Source organism: Pseudobutyrivibrio xylanivorans (assembly GCF_010906925.1).
In the GTDB taxonomy this organism is placed as follows: Bacteria; Bacillota; Clostridia; order Lachnospirales; family Lachnospiraceae; genus Pseudobutyrivibrio.
In genome coordinates this window covers 844,997-871,035 of record NZ_VTVE01000001.1, presented here as the reverse complement: position 1 = coordinate 871,035, position 26,039 = coordinate 844,997, and the positions used below count along the sequence as shown (strand labels likewise).

The window sequence follows — 26,039 nt, the reverse complement described above, 5'->3', positions numbered from 1 at the left end:
ACCCTTTTATACATTATGAATATCTTCTTCTGTTATACGTTCACCTGTCTGTAAGTCATAGTAGAAGGATTCTTGATCTCTCCATGGAGCTGGTGCAGATGCTAGCTGTGTCATGTACGACACATCTATTTTTAAATATCTGGTACTATCCACAAGACTATAATCAGAAATCATGCAATAGTATTCCGTATATTCGGTACTATGAGAACCACAAGGTGCACTGTAATCATTGTAAATATATGGCAAACCATCTATTGTCAAATCTTCTAATATAAGTTGATTAATCTGCTCTGTATACTCAGAATACCCCTCATTTAATACAAAAACTTCCTCATATGATCTGCACATTACTTCGCCGCATTCATCACATGTGTATTCCTTGATAACAGGCACATAATGACCTAAGAATTCATGCCACTGTCCATCTGCAAAATATATAGTGCTACCATAATTATCATAAAAATTATATACAGTTGGTTCACTAGGAGAAGTTACAGCAAGTGCGTTATATACATTACCGTAGTAATAAACACTATCATAATTAGCTGTATATACAGCAGAATCTCTAATACCATCTATGCTAGATTTATAATCTATTTGTGTAATACTTCCATCTACTAGTTTGTAAATGAAAGCTGCAACATTATAAGATTCACTACCCAAGGCTCCATATATAATAAACTCATCAGCTCCATCATTATCAATATCAGCTAGGTCTAATTTCTGAACGCCGAAAGCATGACCTGTATCAATATCTTGAGATGAACCATTATCAAATGTAAAAGTAATTACAGTATTATCGGCATATCCTTCACCAGAAGGCTCATAACTATTGTTCCATGCCACGTCTCTTATACCGTTATTTTCAAGCCACTTTACAGGGTGAGTAAACGGAGCATAATTTTCTACATAATTGTATATTCCACCAGCCTTGCTTTTCCAAGTAGGCTCATCTACTGGAGTAGAGTCATCTGCATCAACATAATACATATCAGCTTCATCAAATATACCGTTATCATTAGCATCATATCTAGATGCAAATGCTTCACTAACAATGTTGCCCTCATCGTCTATTTCAGTAAATTTAAATTGCTCACTTTCTGGAGCTGAACCTTTTATATACTTATAAAGTCCATGTTTTTCAGGAGCATCTACTGGATCTTCATATACACTGCCTTCATAGATAACTTTATAGTCTCTATCTTTATAATTAATAACATATAAAGTATTAAGAGTCTTAACGCAAAGTTCTACTTCTTCATCTCCATCCACATCTGCTAATGTAAAATAATATTTGTCACTATCAGGCAAGGTGGTGATATTATAGGCTTTTTCATCTAATCCAATAAACTCTTCTTTTCCGTCTAAGACAGCATTCCAATCAGCCTCTTTAACAACTACAGGAACATCTTCATCATCCTCCTCTTCTTCAACAACAGGCTTCTTACCACATCCTGTTAAAGCAAGTGTCAGTATAAGGAAAAAAGCAACCTTCCTCTTCATAAGTATCCTCCTACTTAAAAGTGAATAATTCCCAAAACTAGATTTCTATTACATTAATTTAATTCTATATATCCCCTAATATATAAATGTATTCTAGGTAGTATTGTAATACTTTCTACATTATAAATCAATAATAAAAACAAAAAAACGCACCCTTTCGGGTGCGTTCAAAATAATCATCAAAATCAAGCATCAGCATAAAAATATTTGCTTTTATTCTTGTAAAAAATCCCACACATTTGTAAATTCAACTGGATCAATAAGGTAATATCCTTTTATATAATCATCAGATTCCCACTGGCCATTATCCTGTAAAAAGTATGAATAACATATAAATTCATAGGATTCACCATCATCATTAAATGAAGGCTCACAAGCAGTAGCTATATTTACATCCAGTTGATTGTTATCACGTAGTATAAATTCATATTCTGTAGCATCAGAGAGGATATCCGAAAAATCAAGACCAGTAATCTCTTCTGCCTCCTCTAGGGATATCTCCTTGGCTCCATATAATTTAAAAGTATAATCGGAATCATCCAAATATAAATGATAAGGAATAAAGCAATGTCCCATTGTAAGACCTGAATCTATTAATGGCAAATCATCCTCTCTATCAATCTGCATGCCATACATTTCCTTATACCAGACCACATCACCATCAACAAAATATTTAGAACCATAACAAGGTAAGTCAGTTGCATTAGTAATTGCATTGTATTTTTCTGTGTATATAACTGTCTGGTCGTATGCAGCCATCTGACCATATGCAGAAACAAAAACATAACTATTATCCCCTATTGTTACTAACTGAAGTGTTTCATGAACACTAACTGGTCCATCTTTTGCAAAATCAGTCAGATTTGTTGCATCTCCTTTTTCATCAACAAACCATAGACGTGTAGCCTCAAATGTGGAATCTTCGGTAAGTGGTGAATTGTTAGTCTCATTCCAATAAACTTCTAGAACAAATGCCTCATCAGTCCCATCATTATCCAAATCCACCACATAACTTACCAATGTATAATCACCGGTAATATCATTTGCCATAGAGACTATATGTGTATAGTCATTTGGATTTAAATCCGCTGTAACTACATCATCAATATAATCTGTAGATTTCTCTACCTCAGGTATAATCTCTACTTCTGCATCCTCAGTCTCCCTTGAAATTTCCACTGAATCTTCTTTCACTTCCCCCTTCACAGCTTCGGTATTTTTTCCGCAGGAACACAAGTATATTCCCATGATCGTGCAAAAAAATAGTATTCTTATATTTCTTTTTTTCATAATCTCATTCCCTTTCTATGTATAAGCTCTATCGCAATTTATTAATTACTGAAATTAGCTTTTATTTCTTCAGAAGTATATATCTCTAAAGCCTCACCTACATAATCTATAATTAATTCTGGAACATCATCACCGTCCAGAAAATGTAAATCATATTTCACACCATCTTTATAACAAATAACATAGTAATCTACTATCGAAGAATACGCTTCTTGATATGATTTAAATTTTCCATTCAAATAATCTTTAGTAAAATAGTTAACAACATCATCCGCCTTATAATCTGACTTTAAATACTTCATAACGGCATCTGACGCAATTTCACTTAGTAGAAAAGTAGGATAGTCCTTATCATAATCCAATTGACCTTCAAAACACCATATTTTCTCTGCCCTGTCTTGAAATCCAATTATTATAAGATCAGGTATCTTATCAAAATTAATATCTGAAGATTTAATTTCGCTTACATAATCTGGCAAATAATCCCACATCTCATAAGGGGAATATTCCTCACTACCCGCAAAAAGAATGATTGAATCATCATAATCTTTATATGAAATATAAATATTTTCACTGCAATCACCTGGAAAACAAATTTTAAAATCACCTTCATAACCGGTAATAGCTAAATCATATTCTAATGGCTCGCCATCGACAATAGTCCATATTGGTTTTTCTCCTGTAAATGCAGCATTTATAAATCTGTGATTATCAATATATTTTAAAAGAATAATAACCGCCACCAAAATAAAAAAAATAATAACTACAAATATTATTTTTTTAATCTTTAATTTTCCTTTTAACTCATTAAAAAACATATAATTATCCTCTTTCTAAATGTAATATACAAATATGCCCGCGAATAATTATTTTAAACTCCCAATAAATAAAATCTTCTTATAAATCCATAAATATCCTCCTTTATACAATATTCTAGATATAATTTTATATAGTATTGGTAGTACTATAATACTCTTACTCAGTAATGTCAATGTTTATTCAGCCATTAAAAAACGCACCCATAAGGGTGCGTTAATTTCCAAATATAGATTATTTCTTGTTCATGCAGCAGTGCTTATACTTCTTACCAGAACCACATGGACATGGATCATTACGTCCTACCTTTTTCTCAGTGCGGACGATTGTGTGCATGTTCTTAGCTTCCTTTGTAAGGGCCTTTAACTGCTCCTCATCGAATATCTTCTCCCACTGTGGAAGACCGTATAACCAATCAGCCTTAGCATCAATCATATTCTTGTAAAGCTTTTCCTTGTCGAACTTAAGAGAAACTACTGTATCCTCTTCCATAGTCTCGATAGGATTTGGTGTAACAAGGGAGTCATTAATACCATCAAGGAAACCAACCATTGGCATAATCTCTAATTTATATTTATCAGCAAGCTCCTTAACAGTGCCTTTAACCTCTGTGTCAGGGTCATCTAGAAGCTGCTCGTAAACTCCTTTTTCAAGCAAAAAGTAATTCTGCCAAAATCTCTGTAAATCAGCCTGTGACTGATTTTGGTTGTAGGCAATCTTCTGCCATTGTTCTAATAAACTCATTTTAAATTCCTCTCCAATAAATAATCAAAATTGTGTGGCATGCCACGAAGAAAATTATAACATAACCCATAATAAAAGGCTAGATAACATAAGTTTTCTAGCCTTTAACATTTCATTTAATACGGGAAAATTCACCGCCCTTTTACCAGGGGCCCCCCCGATAGCTTTAATTAATCATAAAGAACTCTGACACACTTAATTGGTGTACGGTACATGTAGTTTGAAATCTTAATACCGTCACGCTTGTTAGACGCGTGAACAATCTGACCACCACCAATGTAGATAGCTACGTGATTGATAGAACCGCCTCTACCGTAGAAAATCAAATCGCCAGGCTTAAGCTCTGATGTAGAGATTGTAGTTCCTTCATTAGCCTGTGCTCTAGATGAATGTGAAAGTCTAACACCATACTGAGCCATAACCTGCATTGTAAATCCAGAACAATCAATACCATTAGTAAGTGATGTACCGCCCCACACGTATCTATTACCAACATACTGAAGAGCAAAATCACAAGCTGCCATACGCACATCTGATACGCCAGCACCATAGCGAGCCTCTGTAAGTGTCATAGCTGTAGTAAGTGATAAATCAACATCTACATACTCTGAAGATACATAACCAGTATCACCATCTACGTCAACCTCAATCCAATCATCTTCCTGAGTATTGTTAAGGATAGGAACTTCCTCACCATCAGCAAGCTGATAAATGATCTCGCAATCTGTATTAGGCTCTACTCTAACTCTAAGACCACCAGTAGTAGATGTTGCTACATACTCCGCAAGCTCTAATGCCTTGTCCCATGCATCATCACCTGTAATAAGGTACTCAGAAAGTACATAACCCTCTACCTCGCCAGACTTGATGTAGCTCCACTCGCCCTCAGTCTTAAGAATCTCGCAGGCTGCATTAGCTGGAAACTTACCAACAAGCTTACCATCTGTAGATGCACTCTCACGAATGTTAAGGTTACCCTCAGAAACATTACAGATACCAATATTATCGTATCCGTAGATATCACCAAGTGACTTAGCAGTGGCAATAGCCTGAGAATCTGTCACTGAAATAGAAGTAAGTGCATCTTCGTCAAAGGCTGCTGCTGAAATAACACCAGCTGTAGCTGAGTAATCACCATCTGTAGAATTATCAATTATTTTATTTTTAGAATCGATGCTATGATCGATGATAAGTGCCAAAGCGCAAACAATAGAAAAAGCTGAAATAATGCGTTTCTTCATAAAACCTCCAATTAAAAAATACTAATAAACGCAACTAAGTAATTATATCAACTCATTCGATACTTGTCAATGTTTTGTAACAATAGCTGTAACATTTGCGTAACAATTGCCACCAAAAATCTTATCTTTTATTAAAGAAATCCTTGGCAATAGTCTTATCCTTACTCATCTGAGCCTTTAATTCATCTATAGAATTAAACTTCATCTCAGGTCTAAGGAATGAAACAAATGTTACCTTGACAAATTTACCGTATAAATCCCCGTTGTAATCCAAAATATGTGTCTCTATTCCCACTATATTAGCATCCGAAACAGATGGCTTAGTGCCAACATTGGTCACACCATGATAAATCCTACCATCAAAATCTATAGTAGTAACATAAACTCCAAATTTCGGAACAAGTTTTGATGCCTCAGGCATAATATTGATAGTTGGAATACCAATAGTATGACCAAGATGAGCACCATGAACCACTTCTCCCCAAACAAAATATTCATAGCCAAGCATCTCGTTAACTATATCAATATGTCCTTTAGTGAGTTCTTCTCTAATATAAGTACTGCTTATATCCCTGTCATTAAGCTTGATTTTATCTATTATCTTAAGATCAAATCCCAGTTCATCTGCTAATTCCTTAAGCAATTTAACATTGCCTGCTCCCTTATATCCAAAGGTAAAATCAGAGCCTGCAACCATGTATTTCATATTAAGATTATTAACAAGATATTCAATAAAGCTCCTAGCATCAGTCTCCATAAGCTGCTTGTCAAATGGACACTCAATCAAATAATCAAGCCCATTATTATCAAGCATAAAAACACGCTCTTTATTAGTGATAAGTGTAGGTGACTTATCATCAGTCAAAGCTATTCTGGGAGAATTAGTGAAAGTAATCATGCATGACTTTAGTCCAAGAGACTCTTTAGCAATAATATCAGAGGTCAAAAGATGGTGTCCCTTATGGATACCATCAAACTTACCTACTGTGATTGCTGTAGGTTCTTTAATTGTAGTATTAAATAAAGAATGTATATATTCCATAATTATTCTAAAAACATTTTCTCCAAAATAAATTGAGATTCTTGATATTTATACACACCAATAAATCTATTATCCGGAAGGAATATTCTGTAATTATCCCCCTCTTCAAATGAACTTATTGATTCAGCAAAAACATTTGCCTCCGGTATAGGTGCACCATTAACAGCATGCAGTATCGCCTCTTCAGTAGGGATAACAAATACTGTGCCCATACCTTCAAAAACCTGTGCAACTGGCATCATTATACCATCTATATTGCCATTTTTGACTATTCGTTCTATTTCATCAAGTGTTTTTGCATCTGAAATATCAAACTGGCTAACGCGAGTTCTAACTAATGATTTCATAGCGCAACCACATCCTAATTTCTCGCCAATATCATGGCAAAGAGACCTGATATACGTTCCCTTGCTGCAATGAATCCTGATAGAAACCTCAGGCAAATTCATTTCTAAAATATCAATGCTAAATATTGTAACTGGTCGAGGCTTCCTCTCCACCTCTTTCCCCTCTCTTGCAAGCTCATAAAGCTTTTTGCCATTAACTTTGAGGGCGGAATACATTGGAGGGACCTGCATAATATCGCCTACAAAACTGTTAATAGCATCAGTAACTTCGGAATCTGATGCCGTAACAGATTTGCGAGATAAAATATGACCACTCATATCATATGTGTCAGTCTCGGTACCAAGCAACATGACACACTCGTATACCTTGTCCTTGTCAGTAAGCATATCGCAAAGCTTAGTAGCCTTACCGACACATACAGGAAGCACACCGGTAGCATCAGGATCTAAAGTACCAGTGTGCCCAATTTTCTTTATCTTTAAAATTCCACGTAGCTTAGCTACCACATCAAATGAAGTGAAGCCAGCTTCCTTGTAGACATTAATAATGCCGCTATTCATTAATTGATTCCTAACTGTTTAAACTGTTCTTCAATCATGTCTACTATCTCAACAATAATAGACCATGGTTCTTTGGTATTTACAGAAAAACCAGCCGCCTTTTTGTGACCACCGCCGCCATATACGCCAGTGATAGCTGTAAGGTCCACATCACCAGTAGCTCTTGTGCTGCCCTTGAAATCGCCATCTTCTAATTCATAAAGGAAAACTGCAACTTCTACACCAGTAGTGTCTCTAAGCTGCTGTACAATTCCCTCTAAATGCTTGCTCTGGGCTCCATATTGAGCCATATCCTCTGCTGTAATAACTGCAGCAATAATCTTGCCATCATCATAGGTCTTACAGTTTAAAAGCGCTGTGCCAAGCATTTTATTTTGAATCATTGTCTTAGCATAATATGTGTCAGTACAAATCTTAGGATAATCGATTCCCTTACTCATCAAAAATCCTGCAGCTGCCATTGTAGCTTCTGTTGTACATGAATACTGAAAAACACCTGTATCATGGATAATACCAAGATAAAGGCACTCTGCAATATCCTTAGTAATTTTATCTTTTCCAAATTGATTGTAGATAAGTTCGCAAGTAGAGCTATCATCCGGAATAATATAGCTATATTCCGCGAATCCACCATTAGTCAAATGATGGTCAATACATACTGTGTGAGTCGCCTTTTCAAAAAATGCACATGCATCACCCAGTCTAGAACCCTCACTACAATCTAGTGCAATATATAAATCAAAGACTGTATCCTCAGCAAGTGTGTGAATGTCCTCGATTTTATCTGTGTTCTTAAGAAATTTGAATATGTTAGGGATAGGATCAAGATAGACATGAACCTCTACCTCTGGAAAATATGTAACAATGTAATTGTAAACAGCCATACAAGAGCCTACACAATCACCATCTGGGCGTATATGACCAGAAATTGCCACTGTCTTTGAATTAGAGATAAGTTCATTAAAATTGTCTATCATTGTCTTCTCCTTATTTCACCATATATTAAATAGATAAAAGCTATAAATTAGTCTTCATCCTTATGAAGTGGTGCATTGACCTCATCAATAAGCTTGCTCATCTTAGCAGCATAAGCAATTGACTGGTCGCTTACGAATGTAATCTCAGGTGTATTTCTAAGATTAATTCGTCTAGCAAGCTCTCTTCTGATGAAGCCTGCAGAACTCTTAAGTCCCTCAAGAGTCTTCTTAACAGCCTCATCATCACCGAGAACAGAAATATAAGCTTTGCAAGTCTTAAGGTCTGGGGCAACCTCCACAGATACCACCGATGTAACCGGTGATATACGTGGATCCTTTACCTCTAGACGAATAATATTGGAAAGCTCACGCATAACTTCTTCGTTTATGCGAATATTCTTAACTGAATTCTTTCTCATTATCTAGGTACCTCAACCATAATGTAAGCCTCGATAATATCCATCTCCTGAACATCGTTGAAATCTTCAATTACGAGACCACACTCGAAGTTAGACTTAACTTCCTTGACATCATCCTTGAATCTCTTAAGAGAACCAAGCTTGCCTTCGTGAATAAGCTCGCCTTCACGAGTAACACGAACCATACAATCTCTCTGGAAGTAACCATCAGTAACGTAAGAACCTGCGATGTTTCCAACACCTGAAGCCTTGAATATCTGACGAACTTCTGCATGACCAATAACCTTCTCCTCGAAGATTGGATCAAGCATACCCTTCATAGCAGACTCAACATCATTGATTGCATCGTAGATTACCTTGTAAAGACGAAGGTCAACACCCTCTCTATCTGCTGTCATCTTAGCCTGAGGATCAACACGAACGTTGAAACCGATGATGATAGCATTTGAAGCTGAAGCAAGAACTACATCAGACTCATTGATTGTACCAACACCACCGTGGATAGTCTTAACAACAACCTCTTCGTTAGAAAGCTTCTCAAGTGACTGCTTAACAGCCTCAACAGAACCCTGAACGTCAGCCTTAACGATGATATCAAGCTCTTTAAGATTTCCTGATTCAATCTCACTGAAGAGTGCATCAAGAGACATCTTAGACTTAGTCTGCTCAACAAGCTTGTTCTTGTGCTCTGCAACGAATGTATCTGCAAATGCATGTGCTTCCTTTTCGGAATCAAATGACATTAATACTTCACCAGCGTTTGGAACCTCTGAAAGACCAAGGATCTCAACTGGAACTGAAGGACCTGCACTCTTAACACGTGCACCTGTATCATCAAGCATAGCTCTAACCTTACCGTAGCAGCTACCGCAGGCAACAGGATCACCAACGTGAAGTGTACCCTTCTGAACAAGTACTGTAGCAACAGCACCACGTCCCTTATCAAGCTGTGCCTCGATAACAAGACCACGAGCCTTACGGTTAGGGTTGGCCTTAAGCTCAAGCACCTCAGCTGTAAGAAGAATCATCTCAAGAAGATTATCGATACCCTCTTTAGTGTGAGCTGATACTGGACAGAATACTGTGCTTCCGCCCCAATCCTCAGGGATGAGCTGATACTCTGAAAGCTCCTGCTTAACTCTATCAATATTAGCGTTTGGCTTATCAATCTTGTTGATTGCAACAATGATTTCAATACCAGCAGCCTTAGCATGGTTAATAGCCTCTACTGTCTGTGGCATAACACCATCATCAGCAGCTACTACAAGAATAGCTATATCTGTAGAGTTAGCACCACGCATACGCATAGCTGTAAATGCCTCATGACCAGGAGTATCAAGGAATGTAATATCCTGACCATTAATAGATACTGTATAAGCACCGATGTGCTGTGTAATACCACCAGCCTCACGGTCTGTAACCTTTGTATCACGAATAGCATCAAGGAGTGATGTCTTACCGTGATCAACGTGACCCATTACGCAGACAACAGGTGGACGTGATGGGAAGCTTGATGTATCCTCATCCTCTTCCTTAAGAAGCTCTGCGATAACATCAACTTTTTCCTCTTCTTCACAGATACAGTTGAACTCAAGAGCAATCTCAGAAGCCTCATCAAAATCAACTTCCTGGTTAACAGTAACCATCTTACCCTTTAAGAAAAGAGTCTTAACAACTGCAGAAGACTGAACCTTCATCTTGTCTGCAAGGTCCTTAATAGTGATTCTATCAGGAATTGTGATAGTGAGAACTTCATTCATATCACGCTCTGGCGCCTTAGGAGCGTTATTCTTTTTCTTCTTTCCACCATTCTTCTCAAGATTGATGAAACGCTCTTGCTTCTTGCCGCCTAAGTTGTTCTCTCTATCGTTATTATTTTTCTTTTTCTTGTCATCACGACGACCGCCTTTGCCACTTGAAGCTGGTGACATATCTGCAGCTGGTGCCTGAGATGGACGATTATTATTTCTATCGTTTCTCTTGTCTGGTCTAGAAGCACCATTTCTATCGTCTCTAGAAGGTCTCTCAGGACGCTGACCTCTATTGTCGCCTCTGTTTTCTCCTCTATTTGGACGCTCTGAACGTTCTGGGCGCTCGCTTCTCTCTGGACGCTCTGAACGCTCTGGACGCTCAGGTCTCTTAGCCTGGCGTGGAGCCTCTGCATCAACAGGCTTCTTCTTTGAAACAAACTCTGTATCATTAGACTGAGCAGATGCTCTCTGGGATGGACGAACACCGTCAGCAAATGAACGAGGTCTGATTGGTCCACGTGGCTGCTGTGGCTGAGAGCTATTATTTCTCTTATCTCTGCTGCCATCTCTATTCTCAGAACGTGAAGAATCTGAACCACGTCTTCTTCTGTCATCTCTATCACGAGTTACAACGAAGACATTTTTCTTTTTCTTGATTGGATTGCCATCCTTATCAACTGGGCGTGCCTTTTTAGCAGCATCCTTGTCAGCAGGTGCCTCTTTTTTCTCAGGTGCTGCCTCCTTAGCTGCTGGCTTCTCAGAAGCGCCTCCGAAATTAGCTCTAACCTTTGCCGCCATATCTTCTTCGACGCCGCTCTGCGCCTTTGCTTCTATACCATTTGAGCTTAAGAAAGCGATAACGTCCTTGCTCTCTTTACCAAGCTCTTTGGCTAATTCATGTACTTTAATTTTTGCCATCTAATATCCTCCTCAACTACTTAACTGCGTATCTTATTTAGAATACTTAAGGATAAATTTTCATCGCACACTACGATAGATGCCCGATATTCTTTGCCAATTGCATGACCTAAAGATTCCTTAGTGCCATATTCTACATAATCAACTCCGTAGAACTCACAGGAATTCGAAAATGATTTCTTAGTGTTAGCAGATGCATCAGTAGCTACAATACAAAGGAAACCAGTGCCTCCCTTAATTGCCTCTTCGCATGCAAACTCTCCGCTAGCTAAAGCGCCAGCCTTCATAGCTAAGCTAATCATATTAAGTGCTTTATCTATCATTTTTAAACTCCGCATATAAGCTATCAATTACCTCTTGAGAAACAGGACATCTAAGAGACCTGTTAAATGACTTTTTCTTATCAGCAAGCTGAATACATTCCATTTTGCGACAAACATAAGCCCCACGGCCCTGAGCCTTATAAGTCAAATCAAGCTGAATGCCATCTTCTGTTCTTACAACTCTGTATAGTTCATCCTTGGGAACCATCTGCCCACAAGCAACACATTTTCTAAGAGGTATTGTCTTATTTATCATTACTCTTCCTCTGAAGACTCTTCTGAATCAGCCTCAGCCTCATCATACTCGCCATCCTCATCGTAGTACTCTTCTTCATCATAGTACTCATCGTCATCATAATCCTCTTCGTAATCGAGGAAATCGCCAGCCTCTCTAGCCTGAGTCTCGCTCTTGATATCAATCTTGAAGCCTGTAAGACGTGCAGCAAGACGAGCATTTTGGCCCTCCTTACCGATTGCAAGTGAAAGCTGATAATCAGGAACTACTACACGAGCGCTCTTCTCATCTGCATCAGCAACAACTGCAACAACCTTTGCAGGAGAAAGTGCATTCTCGATAAGGTAAGCTGGGTTCTCATCCCACTCAACAATATCGATCTTCTCGCCGCGAAGCTCATTAACGATAGCGTTAACACGTGCACCATTCTGACCTACGCAAGCGCCAACTGGATCTACATCCTCATCATTTGACCATACAGCAATCTTTGTACGGCTACCTGCCTCACGTGAGATTGACTTAATCTCTACGATACCATCTCTAACTTCTGAGACCTCTTCCTCGAAAAGCTTCTTAACAAGCTCAGGATGTGTACGAGAAACAACAATACGAGGTCCCTTGCTAGACATCTTAACTTCTACGATATATACCTTGATTCTATCCTGAATCTTGTAGAACTCACCCTTAACCTGCTCAGACTCTGAAAGGAAGCCCTCAAGCTTACCAAGATTAACGTGGATATTGTTGCCTGAGAAACGAGTAACAACACCAGTAACAACCTTGTGCTGAAGCTCATAGTACTCTTTGTAAAGTACGTTTCTCTCTTCCTCACGAATCTTCTGAGTGATAGTGTTCTTAGCAGCTGTAGCTGCGATTCTACCAAACTCCTTAGACTTAACTTCGATTTTAACAACATCGCCTACCTGAAGCTTGCCATCGATGTTGTGAGCATCTGTAAGAGAAATCTCCTCTACAGAATCCTGTACATCCTCAACTACTGTCTTGATAAGATATACATGATACTCACCTGAGTTTCTATCAATCTCTACAGAAGCGTTAACTTCCTTGCCTTTACCATTAGGGTCCTTACCCTTTCCATAGTTGTTCTTGCAAGCGATGAGAAGTGAATTCTCAATTGTCTCAATTAACACATCCATGCTAATATTTTTCTCTTTTGCAAGATCTGTAAGAGCATCCCAAAAATCATTTGTATTTGCCATAATTCCTCCTTATTTACAAGAATAATTTAAAAATCTATTGATAATTTAACCTGTGCAACATCTGATCTAGAAAATACCTCTGTTCCATCTTCGAACTCGATGGTAAGTGTATCCTTATCAAATGCCTTGAGCATACCAGTAAATTCTTTTGCTCCATTAACTGGCTTATAAGTCTTGATGTCTACATCCTGACCTATAGCTTTTTCAAAATGCTTATCTTTTTTAAGTACTCTACCAAGTCCTGGTGAGCTAACTTCGAAGATGTATCCCTCGTCGCCGCCAATCTGAGGCTCTGCATCGAGAAGATCATTCATTCTTCTGCTGACTTCCACACAATCGTCAATTGTGATACCTCCATCCTTGTCAATGTAGGCTCTAAGGTAATAGTCTGCGCCTTCCTTGACGTATTCTACATCATAAAGCTCAAAGCCTAACTCATCAAGAATAGGAGTAATCAATTCTTCCGTACGTTTTTCGTAATCGGTGTGTTTTGACATTATCGTCCTCCTTATTCAGTTGTAGGAATCAAATGAAAAATCCATCTGATTCAGTTTAAAATTGAAAGAGCATAAATAAAGAGAGAGCAATTAGCTCTCTCCTCAGTCGTTCTCTTCATCAACAATAGCTATTATAACAGAAAACCTAAAAAATTCAAGTTTTTAGGCAAAATAATAGCGTCATCTGACGATGACGCTTTCGCAGTTCCTAGCGGAATCGAACCGCTGTTTTCGCCGTGAGAGGGCGACGTCTTAACCGCTTGACCAAGGAACCATATTGTCTGTCGCTAATTTCCTCAGCGACAAGACATATATTACTATGTGGATTGTCTTTCGTCAACCCCTTTTCTTAAAAATTTTATTTTCAGAATAATTCAAACATTCAGATATTTGTTCATTATTTGCTATATCCATTTGGATTATTCTTCTGCCATCTCCAAGAATCAGCACACATTTCCTTAATGCCGTACTCTGCTGTCCAGCCAAGCTCTTCCTTAGCCTTTGTAGCGTCTGAGTAACATGTAGCAATATCTCCTGCACGACGTGGCTTGATTGTGTATGGAATCTTAATGTCGTTTGCCTCCTCAAAGTTCTTAACAATATCAAGAACTGAGTAACCAACACCTGTACCAAGATTATAAATCTTAAGACCAGCCTTCTCTTCTATTTTCTTAAGAGCCTTAACATGACCCTTAGCAAGATCCACTACATGAATATAATCACGTACACCTGTACCATCTGGAGTATCGTAATCGTTGCCAAATACACCAAGCTCTGGAAGCTTACCAACAGCAACCTGAGTAATATAAGGCATCAAGTTGTTTGGAATACCGTTTGGATTCTCTCCCATTGTTCCTGATGGATGAGCACCGATAGGATTGAAATAACGAAGAAGAACTACATTCCATTCATTATCTGCCTTCTGGATATCTGTAAGAATCTGCTCAAGCATTGACTTAGTCCATCCATAAGGATTAGTACACTGACCCTTTGGACAATTCTCTGTAATAGGTATCTCAGCTGGATCTCCATATACAGTAGCTGATGAAGAGAAAATGATATTCTTGCAATTATGCTGTCTCATTACATCAACAAGTGTAAGTGTACCTGCTATATTGTTCTCGTAGTATTCCCAAGGCTTTTGAACAGACTCACCTACAGCCTTAAGACCTGCAAAATGAATACATGAATCTATATCTTCCTTTTCAAATACCTCATTCAATCTATCTCTATCTAAGATATCACCCTTGTAAAACTTAACAGCCTTACCTGTAAGAGCCTCCACTCTCTTAAGTGATTCTTCAGAAGAATTGCAAAGATTATCGTAGACAACAACGTCATAACCCGCCTGCTGAAGCTCTACACAAGTATGACTTCCAATGAAGCCTGCTCCACCTGTAACTAAAATTGCCATAATAAAGAACCTCCTAAATTTAAGCTATGAATAGATTAGCAAATATCAATGTAATAATAAAGTCAAAAAAATCATTTTTCTGGCAAAAGCGTGAACAGCTCTTCTAATTCAATGTCAGAAAACCTTTCGTCATTTCTCTTTAAATCGAACTTAACCTTGTAAGGAATCAGCTCCTTACATCCAAATTCGTACACCAAATTTTCTCCTTTTTCTCTAAAAAAATTAAGATAAGAAGAAACATCTAAGCAATCCTTTGCATACAAAATATTTTGGCAAAGAATATATCTATACATATGACGAATAGACTTTTGAGCTAACTCTAAGTATTCAGGCTTATATTTTTTTATAAATCGAAGAATATTCTGGCCTGAGGCATGAGCGCTCTCATAATCTTTTTTTAGCTTTGACATTGTACTCACCTGGCTAGTCTGTGACATACCAGATAAAGCATCGTAATGATAAAGGACCTTATTTAACGAAGTAACAACATCTGCGTTTCCGAAAAAAACAGTTGAGAAGAAGCTGTCTTCGCCCATATTGCAGTAAAATGTGCTGCATTTTTCTAAGGTAGCATTTATAACAGATGCATCATAAGCATTTTTCCAAATAGCAGGAGGAATCTCTCCTTTCATAAAACTACTTAAGAAATCATCAGTCTCAGGAGGCATCACAGTCACACCCATTGGCTCCATCACAACTCCGAAACGTATAATATCGGAGCCAGTTAAATCGAATTCTTTTTTTAAATCTTCCAAAGCAGTCTGTTCGATAAAATCATCACTGTCCAAAAAGAAAACGTAGCTTCCCGTTGCATGTTCCATTCCTGTAAAACGTGCCGCTGTCAATGATTTATTAGACTCATGATGATAAACTGAAAAATTATCATGTTTATCGCATAATTCATCTAAAAATTCCGCTGAGCCATCTGTAGAACCATCATCTACAAAAATAACCTCAAAATCCTCTAACGTTTGATTCTTTAATGAATCTATGCATTTATCCATTTTTCCCATTTGATTATAAACAGGAACAAGTACACTAAAATACATTATCTCGCCCCCTATTTCAATGAAAACTTATCATACTTAACACCTAGTTCATCTAGCATCTCATCTGTAATATTGTATTCAAATCTAAATTTGAAAGCCAAAGCCTTGTTACAACCGTAGTCGTATACTGTTTCAAGGCCAGATTTATCAAATACCTTTAGATAATCAACAATCTTTCTATAGTCCTTTTCATCTTTCATAAACATAATCAAGACAAAACAATACATAGACACAGCTTTTTCATCAACCTTATCTAGATATTTTGGATTATATTTTGTAAAAAATTCTCTCATGTGGTCTACACAAGCTTTAATATTGTTCACATGATTTTGCAGCTTTTCAACTGTTTGATTTTTTGCCTGAGTAGACATACCTGTGCCTATTATGTAATGGTACAAGCATTTATCGAGAACGCCATTACTTTTGGCGCATGTAAAGAAAACACAACTCCAGAAAACGTCTTCTCCCATGTTGCAATAAAAAGGCTCAACTCTATTTACAGCCTCTTTAATTACTTCTCTGCTATAACAATTTTTCCAAACATTTGGAACTAACTCATCAGTCATTATTGCAGAAAGTGGCTCATTTGTATGAAGTGGAGGAACCTCCTCATTTTCAAGCACAAGTCCGAATCCGCCCTCCATATTATCTGAGAACTCTTTTATATATCCAAATCTAAGAATATCTACAGGATTATTTTCTAAACTATCATGAAGCAACTGAAGGGCATTTTCTTCTAAATAATCATCGCTATCTACAAAAAGAATATATTGTCCTTGGCACTCTTTCATGCCCGTGTATCTTGCCGCAACTAAGGAACCATTTTTTTCGTGCTTTAATACTCTGAATCTATCATCCCCCTGACAAAATCCAAGACACATATTATAGGAATCATCTGTAGAACCATCATCCACGAGGATTACCTCAAAATCCTTGTATGATTGATTCTTAATAGTTTCAATACAATGATCCATTAATCCCACTTGATTAAACACTGGAATTAATATACTAAAAAAAGGGCTCATTACTTTATTCTCCTCTCTCATCTCAATCAATTAAATCAAAATCAAAAACATCTGCATAGTAATGCTCATCGCTATAAATTTCTGCATCTACTCCTCTTTCGCTAAGTTCACTAACAATGCTTTCAATTATTTTAGAACTATCATTTTGATTACCTACAATCAGATGCATATAATCTCCGAAAGAGCAGAAAATTGCATAATTAGCTCTAGCAGCATCGTAAATCAAGAAATCTTCAAACAAATCATCAACTGCATTACCCATAGTTATATCAGCCATATTTGTAATTACCATGGTCATAGGATTGAAGTTATCTGCAGATGGAATATTGGCTAGCTTATCAGCAATAGCTACCACACCACTTGGATCTGCTTCAAAGCTTTCTACAAGCTCTGCCCTATCACCTGCAAGTTTTATATGATAATCTGCTTCAAGCTGTTCTTTCATACTCTTTTTTATTTGAAGACAACGAGTCTTTTCATCTTCCTTCAACAAATCATTTGTTATAGGAAGAAAAATACTATCTGAACAATTGACAAATGTATCAGCTTTTAACATAGGTCTTTGATCAACACCAGACATTAAAATAATAGGTGCGCTACCTTTATCAAAGTGCTTATGAATCGCCATAGATACAATATCTGATTCAAATGGCAACAATGATGCATCTGTCTTTTTTCTTAATTCGTTAAATTCCTTAAGAGAGATTCTAGCCTTACATATATGAGTATACTTACAGCTATTATCGTAAGGAATTTCAGGTATTGAGAAAGCATTTAAATTGCTACTCTTAAAAACCGGATTAACTGAAGAATCTCCATATTTTTCATAAGGCATATAGAAATTATCATTATCTAACACGCTTGCTTTTGGCTTAATTGTTCTAATATTTTTTGTATAGTAATCCAAGTCTTCAACACTAATATCCATTCCGATTTTTTGCATATATAGATAAAGAACCGTCTTAATATACGAAACCGTACCAGCCCCATCAGAGACACCATGGAAGCCACTATATTTTAAAAACTTATCCTTATAGGAAAAATAAAACAAAAGTCCGTTAGTCTCATCAGATCCAAAGTGTACAATCCTCTTGGAATCATAGGGCAAAAATGCCACATCACCTGAACCTTCGTATGCTTCAAGCTTTCCATTATTAACATTTATTCTCTTATTAAACTCTGGAATGTATTCAAGTGCCTCATCAGCACATTGTTTTAATATAGGTAAATCAAACTCTTCCTTAAAATACATATCGCAAATAATATCTATTGTGGATCTGCCAGATAAAACGTAATAAAAAAATTTATCAGACGCCCCTAATTTCATTACTTCATCCTCCTTTATAAACAACTTTAAAAGTTAATCTAAATATACTGAGAATCAAACATTTTCCTATACAATCCACCCATATTCATCAGCTGTTTATGGGTACCATGTTCCTTAACATCACCATCCTGCAGATATAATATTTTATCTGCATCAAAAATAGTGGTAAGTCGATGTGCAATAATAAAAGTTGTCTTGCCTTCCATAAGCTTAGCCATTGCCTTTTGAAGTCTTCCTTCTGTCTGAGTGTCAACACAGGATGTAGCTTCATCCAAAATAAGAATTGAACGGTTGGCTATAAAAGCTCTTGCAATGGCAAGTAACTGTCTTTGGCCAGCGGATATATTGACTCCATTTTCTGCCAATACAAAATTGATACCACCTGGAAGTAAATCCACAAAATAATCCGCTCCAACTTCCTCTAAAGAGATCATTATCTCTTCATCTGTAGCCTCAGCTCTTCCAAGTCTAAGATTTTCAGCGATAGTACCCTCAAAAAACCATACATCCTGTGGAACAATTCCAATCATTTCATGTAAATCTGTCCTTTTTATATCTTTGATGGGAATATTGCCAAGAGTTATCTGGCCATCTATCACATCATAAAACCTCATCAACAGCTTAATAAGGGTTGTTTTACCTGCACCAGTAGGACCAACTATAGCAATATGTTCTCCCTCCCTTACATCAAAGGAAAAATTATTTATAATAACCTTGTCCTTTGAATATCCAAAGGAAATATCTTGAAAAGAAACACCAAGGTTTTCAGCAATTACATTTTCGCTGGCCAAATCCTCCTCTTCCTTCTCATCAATAAAATCAAATACTCTACTAGCCGCTGATATAAAACTTTGATAAACGCTTCCCAGTCTAGCAATTTGTTTCATCGGTTCCGATATGCTGTTTACAAAATTAAGAAAGGTTTGGATGTCACCAATTTGAATCCTACCAAGAAAAGTAAGAAAAGCGCCCAGCATTAGCACAATTATATGTGCTACATTTCCTACCAAAGTAACTATTGGCGTCAATAAGTAGGAATGAAACAAAGCCTTTTCACTTGCGTAGGATAGTTTCCTATTTGTATTTCTAAATAAAGCTTTATCTTCCTCTTCATGTCCGAAGAGCTTAACTACATCAAAACCAGTATAGTTTTCCTCAACAATTCCGTTGAGCTCACCAAGAATATTTTGCTGTGCATCAAAATATTGCTGCGATTTAGAAAGAACAACTTTTGAAGCCATAGCACTTACAGGAACGCTTAAAATAACAACAACTGCAAGTATTGGACTCCTATAAAACATCACAACTATCATCAACAGCAGATAAATCGGTGCATCAGCTATCTGAATTAAAAAAGTTCGAAAATTCAATGAAAGAACATTTACATCATTAGTAAGGGTCGATAAAATATCGCCGTACAGGTGACCTTCATAGTAGCTAAGAGGAAGTTTGGACATCTTTTCAGCAATCTCAAGTCTAAGACGGTATACCATTTTTTGTGTGACATCTATTAATACATAATTCTGTAAAAGTAAAAACAACCAATTCAAAACAAAAGACGCCCCACAGAGTACCAATGAAAAAATCAATTGATTATAGGGAAACTCCCCTTCATCTCTTAATACTCTTGTCATCCCATTTGCAAACACTGTAATTGATTGACCCAAAAATACAGGCCCAGCCACTTGAGTAACCGAATAAAAGACAGCAAATATAAAAGAAAGAGCGACCTTTAGCTTATCTCTGCCAAGCAAGCTTATAAGTCTAATAATAGGTTTTGTTTTATTATTTTTCATAGTTAAGCCCCCATTTGAGATTGCAATATTTCTCTAAAGGTATCGCTATGCTCTGATAATTCCTCATATGTTCCTTGTTCACAAATCTCCCCATCTTTCATTAAAACAACCTTGTCAGCATTTTTAATAATAGATAAGCGCTGAGTTATAAATATTATTGAAATATCTCCTACTATGCTCAAAAGCGCGTCTCTTAGTTTAACCCCTGTCTCTAAATCAAGAGCCGAGGCACTATCGTCTAAAATCAACACTTTGGGAGAGCCAGATAAAGCTCTGGCAATAGTTAGGCGCTGCTTTTGTCCACCTGAGAAGTTACTGCCCCCTTGTGATATCCATTCTTCAAATCGTTTTTCTTTTTCATCAATAAATGATAAGGACTGAGATAACTCTGCTGATTCTAAAATTGTTTCATCATTGTAGTCTTTATCTCTATAAGAAATATTAAATCTAACATCACCAGTATGAAGAAATACCCTCTGTGGAACATAACCAATAAATGATCTAAGATCATTTAATTTCATTTTTTTTACATCCACACCGCCTATTGTAATAGTGCCTTTTGTGGCATCATAAAGCCTAGGTATAAGTTGCATCAAAGTAGTCTTGCCACAACCAGTATTTCCGGTGATAACCGTAAGCTCACCCTGTTTAGCAGTAAATGATATATCCCTTACAACAAATCCAGCGTCGTCAGAATATCGAAAACTTACATTATCAAAGCAAACATCGTAATTAGATAAATTAGAAACATCTTCTTCCTTCCCATCTTTAATAGACAGTTCTTTTTCAAGTACTTCACTAATTCGGCTCATGCAAATAAAAGAACTTGGTAACTGAATTCCAACCATTGCGCCAACAATAATTCCAGATAACGTCATGAAGAGATAATTAATAAATGCCACAATATCTCCAATTTCAAAAAATCCCTTATCTGAAAAATAGTAACAAACCCATATAGCCAAAATATCTATTATATTTATCACAAGATACATAGTCGGTTGCATTACCGCCTGGGCGATATCTACCGATAAGGAAATATCTTTAATCTGCTGGCTAGTCTGTTGAATACGTTTACTATTCCACTTTTCTCGATTAAGCGCTCTAAGAATCTGTATTCCTGACAGACCTTCTCTTGTCACCTTGTTCAATCCATCAATAAGGCTCATAAACGAAGCATATAATGGTCCTAATTTAATAACTAGAGCTATAAAAATACTAATTACAAGTACAACACCTAAAATAAGCAAAGCAAGAAGCGCCTTTCCAAGGGAAAGCACTCCAAGGATTCCACCCACAATTAAAAATGGAACAGAAAGAGCTGTTGTCAATGTCAGATACAGTGCATTTTGAATAGATATAACATCTCCAGTACTTCTTGTTATCATAGAAGGAATTGAAATATCATTCATTTCCTTTAAAGAAAAAGTCAAAGCTTTCTCATATATGGCATTTCGAATATCTTCTGCAACTGAAACAGAAATTTTCCCAGCAAAATAACCACTTGCGATATTAGCAATAGCCATAACAAGCATAATAATAACCATGATAATGGTTGCATCAGTAAGTCCACTTAAATATACATTCTTACTGATGCTTCCATTTGTTACCCTATAGGTATCATCTGTCACTCGAGCAATATAGCTGGTATTAAGCAGTGAAAGTGCCACTACAACAATTGAACAAAATACTAGCAACAATAGTCCTTTTTTTCTCCTAAGCAGAAACTTCCCTAGTATTTTCATTATTAAGCCCCTTCAACTTGCCCCTCAATTGTTCGTACTACTTTTGCCTTTGCAGCTGCAGCCCTCTTTTTTCTGAACTTGTCATATAAAATAGCTGTGCCAATAGTAAGCACAAATTCAACAGGTACTATATAGATATTTCTAGGATCTGATTTATCAATTCCAAATACATAATCCTGGAGATAAGCCCAAAGCTGTGTATAAATATAATGGATTAAGTATGTATACATAGAAATATCACCCAGATATACAAGTGGTTTCCATGAAAATAGCTTAGACATATAGCCTCTTCCATAGATGCAGACAAGCAAAATTGGCAAGCCAATTAAACAAGGTAATCCTACTGTACAATAAGCTAATGCAATACCAATATCACCAGCAACCAGATATACGCCAGCTACAATGAATACGCTAAACACTTGCAATAATAGAAATGACATAATTTCGTAGAAGGTCCATAATCCCTTAGAATATGGTTTAGCATCAATATCTGCAGTCTTTCTTCTTTCAACATATATAAATCCAATAATACATCCTAGGATAAAATCGGTTGTTCTCATTATTGGTGAATTCATTGTAAACCAGATAAAGAACTCACTATCCAAATATCCAGTTTTTGAACCCACAAGAATTGTTACAATAAAAGAAATTGCAAACAATAAAACAGCAGCGATTACGCCATTTCTAATTGTTTTAAGTTTTTTTAGCAGCTTTACAATATATGGGAACAAAAAATATGCAAAGAGCATAACTGAAAGAAACCATGAAGGACCATTCAAAAAGAATGTATATTCCTCTAAGTTTGGAACCCATGCCTGTAATAATGCTAAATTGACACCAACTCTAAATGAAAAATATCCAAATCCCTCTGGATTTGTTTTGAAATAATCAAAAAAGAAAAATATTACAAATGCAAGTTGAATTAAAGCTGTTTCCACATGGAGAGGATATAATTTTTTAATCTTTCCAATAGAAAACTTAACGTTATCAACAGGATTTATTGATAATTCTCTTTCTGAATATGTATAAAACATTAAAAATCCTGACATCATCAAGAAAACACTCATTATAGAAATCTCAAAGAAAATTGGTACTCCTATAAGTCTATAAAACCCACTGTGTTCACCAAAAACAACTAAAAACAATAAAAATCGTAAAGTTTGTAGTGCGTCAAATCTTTTTCTAACTGCCATTTCTTTCTCCTCTTTTCTTTTTATACGCAATCCTTAAAAATAATATTCCCCTCTTCAATATCACTAATTTTAATCTTAAAACGAAGAGGTACTCTATATAGCCCTGCATCACTGGTAATCACCGGACGCACAACATCTCCCGGTTTAAGTTCATCGGATAAAATGATTTGGGAGTCATTATCCTCATAATGAATAAATTCGTAAAACTTATTGTCTCTATTTAAAACATAACAACCATCTTCTTTTGAAGCGGTACCAATAATGCCCTCCTCACTAATAACCATCGCTTTATGAATTTTAATACCAGAGCATTCTTGAACTTTTTTTGAAGTAGGCTGATCATCAATAAGAGTAATATCTTTTAATTTTTTCCATATATCTGTAAGGGCAACTTTTTCCTTAGTGGAATATAGTTCTCTCAATTCATTTGCCCTCTTAGGATTACGCTTTAGATGCAATGCCAAATATTGCTTTACTGCATCATTAAATCCATAATCCTTATGCAGTTTTCCTGTTTCAATATCCTCAATTAATTCTGGTAAAAATTTATATATATCATCCTGAAAATTCTTAAAATCTGTGGCACCAAACAATACAATTTGATCCACATCCTTATTTTTGACACTCATAAGGATGAATAAATATTTTCTTGCCATTTCAAATTCAGGATTGTCCTCTGCGTTTTCATCAATCTGATAATAAATTTCACGAGGAATAACAAATTTTCTTGTAAGCTCAGAAAGTGTATATCTATATTTTCTGTAATAGCCATCTAAAGTAATTCCAGAAATAGTACTGCCAAGCACTCCATTGTTAAAGCGGACTATAGGATTATCTGCCTCAGAAAAAACTAATATATTATTTCCCTTAAGAACATTCTGAAATGCATCAGCATAACCTATCGCTTGCTTTTCAGATACAGGCATATACATTCCATTTATTAGCTTTGTATACCAGCTTGGTTTTTTACTTGCATAGATGTTAATGTCACCTATACTCTTCTCAGCATCGACCATTGGCTGATATGTCTCAAGGCTCTCAATAGGTACTTGTGATTGATATCCTCTAATCGAAAGAATATCTTCAAAATGATAGCGACTACCAAAATGAGTATTTTCATTTTCCTTTAAAATTCCCGCTAAAACATCATATCCATTTTGAATCGAACTTTGATTTTCAAATCTCTTGGTGTTAAGCAATATTTCAAAGGGAAGGATATTCATCATTGTTCTAAATGGTTCCATAAATCTTCCTGCTGGAATAGGCGTAGTCATTTTAAGATATGGCTCAAATGTTTCCTTAACAATTTGTCTAGTCTCCATTTTTACCGATGGTTCAGATAAATATCGACTCATAACAAAGCCAAGTGCCAAAATAATATTGTTAACGTACAATCCATAATCTAGTGCATCATCAATTATTCTTGTTGAATTTCTGAGCATATGAAGTATATCTTCATCAGACTTATCACTACTTAGAATTGATTTTGAATTAATGTAATATGTGTATCCTATTAACTGAGGTAAGAAACACATTTTATCAGCCAAGTGAATGGTCTGAAGATTAAAATAGCAATCCTCTGCATTATCAATATCTTCATCAAATCTAATATGATTTTCATTTAAAAAATCTCTTTTAAAGGCTCTATTCGTCACAAAAAATGGGAAACTGTTATAGTTTCTATTATCAACAGAATCATTCATGTCAACGATGATCATTTCTCTAGTTGTATCCCAAGTAACAGTCTCAGATAGTGCCAGCATATCTGGATGTTCAAGTTCAAACTCTCTACGAAATACAAGTATCTGAGAATTGCTTTTTTTGAAATAATAAATAATCTTCTCCAAAGCATCTTCTCTAAACTTATCATCTCCATCTAGAAAAGCCACATAATCTGAAGTTGCAAGATCAAGGCCTACATTTCTTGGACTAGAAGGTGTTCTACTGTCGTTGTTTACTTCCTTTAAAATGACGTTTTCGTATTTACTTAATTTCTTTTTTGCATAATCAATATGCTCTTGATCGCAGTTATGTAAGGCAATTATCCATTCAATATTGTCAAAGCCTATTGTTTGTTTCAACATGCTGTGAATACAGCAATTAAACATTTTAAAATCTACATTATGAAATGGCGTAATAACTGAAATAATGTATTCTCTCATAAACTCTCCCTTTCAACTTTTCTAATTTAACTTCATATATTTTCTCCTAAAGTAACCGGATTTCTCCAGAATAAATAATTAGTAGCCAATACACCGAGTATATTCATAAACTGGGGGCGGAAAACGTACTTTGTTAATATGATTTTTGTGAACTATAGAAATAAATAAAAAGATAGTGCGGCAAATAGCTCCTTTAAAGATCAAGCTATAATTAACCGCACTACCATCTTTAAGAGAGGCATCAAAATAAGACACCTTCTCTACTGCATATTCAGTATTTTTAATTAAAATAACAGGAACTATAAATTCAAGTCTCATAAGTAAATGCCCCAATTCAAGTAACAGTGTATTAAGCAACGATTTGCATTATATCATACTCTTTTTTGAAAATTCTTGCAGTTCACAGTTTGTTCACAATTATTATGTTAAATATGAATTGTATATTTC

Annotated in this window: 23 protein-coding genes and 1 tRNA gene; all 24 read right to left on the bottom strand. The window is 36.1% G+C overall.

Annotation, left to right across the window (positions count from 1 at the left end):
- Positions 1-6: 6 nt before the first annotated feature.
- The 24 genes from F0Q01_RS04070 to F0Q01_RS03955 all read right to left on the bottom strand — a co-directional run bounded on the left by F0Q01_RS04070 (position 7) and on the right by F0Q01_RS03955 (position 25,910).
- On the bottom strand, positions 7-1,503 hold the full coding sequence (locus tag F0Q01_RS04070; RefSeq protein WP_090486519.1) for a hypothetical protein: 1,497 nt from the start codon (positions 1,501-1,503) through the stop codon (positions 7-9).
- A 213-nt stretch (positions 1,504-1,716) separates the two neighbouring features.
- On the bottom strand, positions 1,717-2,697 hold the full coding sequence (locus tag F0Q01_RS04065; RefSeq protein WP_090486516.1) for a hypothetical protein: 981 nt from the start codon (positions 2,695-2,697) through the stop codon (positions 1,717-1,719).
- A gap of 137 nt (positions 2,698-2,834) precedes the next feature.
- Positions 2,835-3,611: a hypothetical protein gene (locus F0Q01_RS04060; protein ID WP_090486513.1), complete on the bottom strand. Its 777-nt coding sequence runs from the start codon at positions 3,609-3,611 to the stop codon at positions 2,835-2,837.
- A gap of 232 nt (positions 3,612-3,843) precedes the next feature.
- Entirely contained in the window at positions 3,844-4,353 is a 510-nt protein-coding gene (locus tag F0Q01_RS04055) for an SEC-C metal-binding domain-containing protein (protein WP_090150914.1), read from the bottom strand.
- A gap of 170 nt (positions 4,354-4,523) precedes the next feature.
- Positions 4,524-5,594: a C40 family peptidase gene (locus F0Q01_RS04050; RefSeq protein ID WP_090486510.1), complete on the bottom strand. Its 1,071-nt coding sequence runs from the start codon at positions 5,592-5,594 to the stop codon at positions 4,524-4,526.
- A gap of 121 nt (positions 5,595-5,715) precedes the next feature.
- A complete protein-coding gene (locus tag F0Q01_RS04045; protein WP_090486507.1) occupies positions 5,716-6,636 on the bottom strand; it encodes a bifunctional riboflavin kinase/FAD synthetase in 921 nt (306 codons plus the stop codon).
- A 2-nt stretch (positions 6,637-6,638) separates the two neighbouring features.
- On the bottom strand, positions 6,639-7,544 hold the full coding sequence (gene truB, locus F0Q01_RS04040; protein ID WP_090486504.1) for a tRNA pseudouridine(55) synthase TruB: 906 nt from the start codon (positions 7,542-7,544) through the stop codon (positions 6,639-6,641).
- Positions 7,544-8,521, bottom strand: a complete 978-nt coding sequence (locus F0Q01_RS04035) for a DHH family phosphoesterase (RefSeq protein ID WP_090486501.1) — start codon at positions 8,519-8,521, stop codon at positions 7,544-7,546. Before F0Q01_RS04035 ends, truB begins: the two co-directional genes overlap by 1 nt.
- A 47-nt stretch (positions 8,522-8,568) precedes the next feature.
- Positions 8,569-8,940, bottom strand: coding sequence for a 30S ribosome-binding factor RbfA (gene rbfA / locus F0Q01_RS04030; protein WP_090150899.1), 372 nt, complete (start codon positions 8,938-8,940; stop codon positions 8,569-8,571).
- Positions 8,940-11,609 carry a translation initiation factor IF-2 gene (gene infB, locus F0Q01_RS04025; protein WP_090486498.1) on the bottom strand — a complete coding sequence of 890 codons (2,670 nt, stop codon included), beginning with the start codon at positions 11,607-11,609 and terminating at the stop codon, positions 8,940-8,942. Before infB ends, rbfA begins: the two co-directional genes overlap by 1 nt.
- A gap of 20 nt (positions 11,610-11,629) precedes the next feature.
- Complete coding sequence (locus F0Q01_RS04020) at positions 11,630-11,932, bottom strand: L7Ae/L30e/S12e/Gadd45 family ribosomal protein (protein ID WP_242869208.1); 303 nt, start codon at positions 11,930-11,932, stop codon at positions 11,630-11,632.
- Positions 11,922-12,188, bottom strand: a complete 267-nt coding sequence (gene rnpM / locus F0Q01_RS04015) for an RNase P modulator RnpM (RefSeq protein WP_090486494.1) — start codon at positions 12,186-12,188, stop codon at positions 11,922-11,924. Before rnpM ends, F0Q01_RS04020 begins: the two co-directional genes overlap by 11 nt.
- A complete protein-coding gene (gene nusA, locus F0Q01_RS04010; RefSeq protein ID WP_090150893.1) occupies positions 12,188-13,387 on the bottom strand; it encodes a transcription termination factor NusA in 1,200 nt (399 codons plus the stop codon). The genes rnpM and nusA overlap by 1 nt, the downstream gene beginning before the upstream one ends.
- Before the next feature lie 26 nt (positions 13,388-13,413).
- Positions 13,414-13,884: a ribosome maturation factor RimP gene (rimP, locus tag F0Q01_RS04005; protein ID WP_090150891.1), complete on the bottom strand. Its 471-nt coding sequence runs from the start codon at positions 13,882-13,884 to the stop codon at positions 13,414-13,416.
- 202 nt (positions 13,885-14,086) lie between these two features.
- Positions 14,087-14,158 (bottom strand) — tRNA-Glu (locus tag F0Q01_RS04000).
- A 123-nt stretch (positions 14,159-14,281) separates the two neighbouring features.
- Positions 14,282-15,298: a UDP-glucose 4-epimerase GalE gene (gene galE, locus F0Q01_RS03995; RefSeq protein ID WP_090150888.1), complete on the bottom strand. Its 1,017-nt coding sequence runs from the start codon at positions 15,296-15,298 to the stop codon at positions 14,282-14,284.
- A gap of 71 nt (positions 15,299-15,369) precedes the next feature.
- Positions 15,370-16,347, bottom strand: a complete 978-nt coding sequence (locus tag F0Q01_RS03990; protein WP_090486491.1) for a glycosyltransferase family 2 protein — start codon at positions 16,345-16,347, stop codon at positions 15,370-15,372.
- Positions 16,348-16,358: 11 nt separating this feature from the next.
- Positions 16,359-17,372 (bottom strand): glycosyltransferase family 2 protein, encoded by a 1,014-nt coding sequence (locus F0Q01_RS03985; RefSeq protein ID WP_099413466.1) that lies wholly within the window; start codon positions 17,370-17,372, stop codon positions 16,359-16,361.
- Between the two features lie 22 nt (positions 17,373-17,394).
- Complete coding sequence (locus tag F0Q01_RS03980; protein WP_090486485.1) at positions 17,395-18,699, bottom strand: hypothetical protein; 1,305 nt, start codon at positions 18,697-18,699, stop codon at positions 17,395-17,397.
- A gap of 38 nt (positions 18,700-18,737) precedes the next feature.
- Positions 18,738-20,495 carry an ABC transporter ATP-binding protein gene (locus tag F0Q01_RS03975; RefSeq protein WP_090486482.1) on the bottom strand — a complete coding sequence of 586 codons (1,758 nt, stop codon included), beginning with the start codon at positions 20,493-20,495 and terminating at the stop codon, positions 18,738-18,740.
- Between the two features lie 2 nt (positions 20,496-20,497).
- Positions 20,498-22,192 carry an ABC transporter ATP-binding protein gene (locus F0Q01_RS03970; RefSeq protein ID WP_163927138.1) on the bottom strand — a complete coding sequence of 565 codons (1,695 nt, stop codon included), beginning with the start codon at positions 22,190-22,192 and terminating at the stop codon, positions 20,498-20,500.
- A 47-nt stretch (positions 22,193-22,239) separates the two neighbouring features.
- Positions 22,240-23,430 carry an acyltransferase family protein gene (locus tag F0Q01_RS03965; protein ID WP_090486476.1) on the bottom strand — a complete coding sequence of 397 codons (1,191 nt, stop codon included), beginning with the start codon at positions 23,428-23,430 and terminating at the stop codon, positions 22,240-22,242.
- A 20-nt stretch (positions 23,431-23,450) separates the two neighbouring features.
- Positions 23,451-25,592, bottom strand: coding sequence for a GH3 family domain-containing protein (locus tag F0Q01_RS03960; protein ID WP_090486471.1), 2,142 nt, complete (start codon positions 25,590-25,592; stop codon positions 23,451-23,453).
- Positions 25,593-25,670: 78 nt separating this feature from the next.
- The gene (locus F0Q01_RS03955) at positions 25,671-25,910 is read right to left on the bottom strand and encodes a hypothetical protein (protein ID WP_090486468.1); all 240 of its coding nucleotides are present in this window, start codon (positions 25,908-25,910) and stop codon (positions 25,671-25,673) included.
- Positions 25,911-26,039 lie beyond the last annotated feature (129 nt).

Coding starts and splice junctions, on each gene's coding strand:
- F0Q01_RS04070 (WP_090486519.1), bottom strand. CDS start 1,503: ATGAAGAGGAAGGTTGCTTTTTTCCTTATACTGACACTTGCTTTAACA.
- F0Q01_RS04060 (WP_090486513.1), bottom strand. CDS start 3,611: ATGTTTTTTAATGAGTTAAAAGGAAAATTAAAGATTAAAAAAATAATA.
- F0Q01_RS04055 (WP_090150914.1), bottom strand. CDS start 4,353: ATGAGTTTATTAGAACAATGGCAGAAGATTGCCTACAACCAAAATCAG.
- F0Q01_RS04050 (WP_090486510.1), bottom strand. CDS start 5,594: ATGAAGAAACGCATTATTTCAGCTTTTTCTATTGTTTGCGCTTTGGCA.
- F0Q01_RS04045 (WP_090486507.1), bottom strand. CDS start 6,636: ATGGAATATATACATTCTTTATTTAATACTACAATTAAAGAACCTACA.
- truB (WP_090486504.1), bottom strand. CDS start 7,544: ATGAATAGCGGCATTATTAATGTCTACAAGGAAGCTGGCTTCACTTCA.
- F0Q01_RS04035 (WP_090486501.1), bottom strand. CDS start 8,521: ATGATAGACAATTTTAATGAACTTATCTCTAATTCAAAGACAGTGGCA.
- rbfA (WP_090150899.1), bottom strand. CDS start 8,940: ATGAGAAAGAATTCAGTTAAGAATATTCGCATAAACGAAGAAGTTATG.
- infB (WP_090486498.1), bottom strand. CDS start 11,609: ATGGCAAAAATTAAAGTACATGAATTAGCCAAAGAGCTTGGTAAAGAG.
- F0Q01_RS04020 (WP_242869208.1), bottom strand. CDS start 11,932: ATGATAGATAAAGCACTTAATATGATTAGCTTAGCTATGAAGGCTGGC.
- rnpM (WP_090486494.1), bottom strand. CDS start 12,188: ATGATAAATAAGACAATACCTCTTAGAAAATGTGTTGCTTGTGGGCAG.
- nusA (WP_090150893.1), bottom strand. CDS start 13,387: ATGGCAAATACAAATGATTTTTGGGATGCTCTTACAGATCTTGCAAAA.
- rimP (WP_090150891.1), bottom strand. CDS start 13,884: ATGTCAAAACACACCGATTACGAAAAACGTACGGAAGAATTGATTACT.
- galE (WP_090150888.1), bottom strand. CDS start 15,298: ATGGCAATTTTAGTTACAGGTGGAGCAGGCTTCATTGGAAGTCATACT.
- F0Q01_RS03990 (WP_090486491.1), bottom strand. CDS start 16,347: ATGTATTTTAGTGTACTTGTTCCTGTTTATAATCAAATGGGAAAAATG.
- F0Q01_RS03985 (WP_099413466.1), bottom strand. CDS start 17,372: ATGAGCCCTTTTTTTAGTATATTAATTCCAGTGTTTAATCAAGTGGGA.
- F0Q01_RS03980 (WP_090486485.1), bottom strand. CDS start 18,699: ATGAAATTAGGGGCGTCTGATAAATTTTTTTATTACGTTTTATCTGGC.
- F0Q01_RS03975 (WP_090486482.1), bottom strand. CDS start 20,495: ATGAAAAATAATAAAACAAAACCTATTATTAGACTTATAAGCTTGCTT.
- F0Q01_RS03965 (WP_090486476.1), bottom strand. CDS start 23,430: ATGGCAGTTAGAAAAAGATTTGACGCACTACAAACTTTACGATTTTTA.
- F0Q01_RS03960 (WP_090486471.1), bottom strand. CDS start 25,592: ATGAGAGAATACATTATTTCAGTTATTACGCCATTTCATAATGTAGAT.
- F0Q01_RS03955 (WP_090486468.1), bottom strand. CDS start 25,910: ATGAGACTTGAATTTATAGTTCCTGTTATTTTAATTAAAAATACTGAA.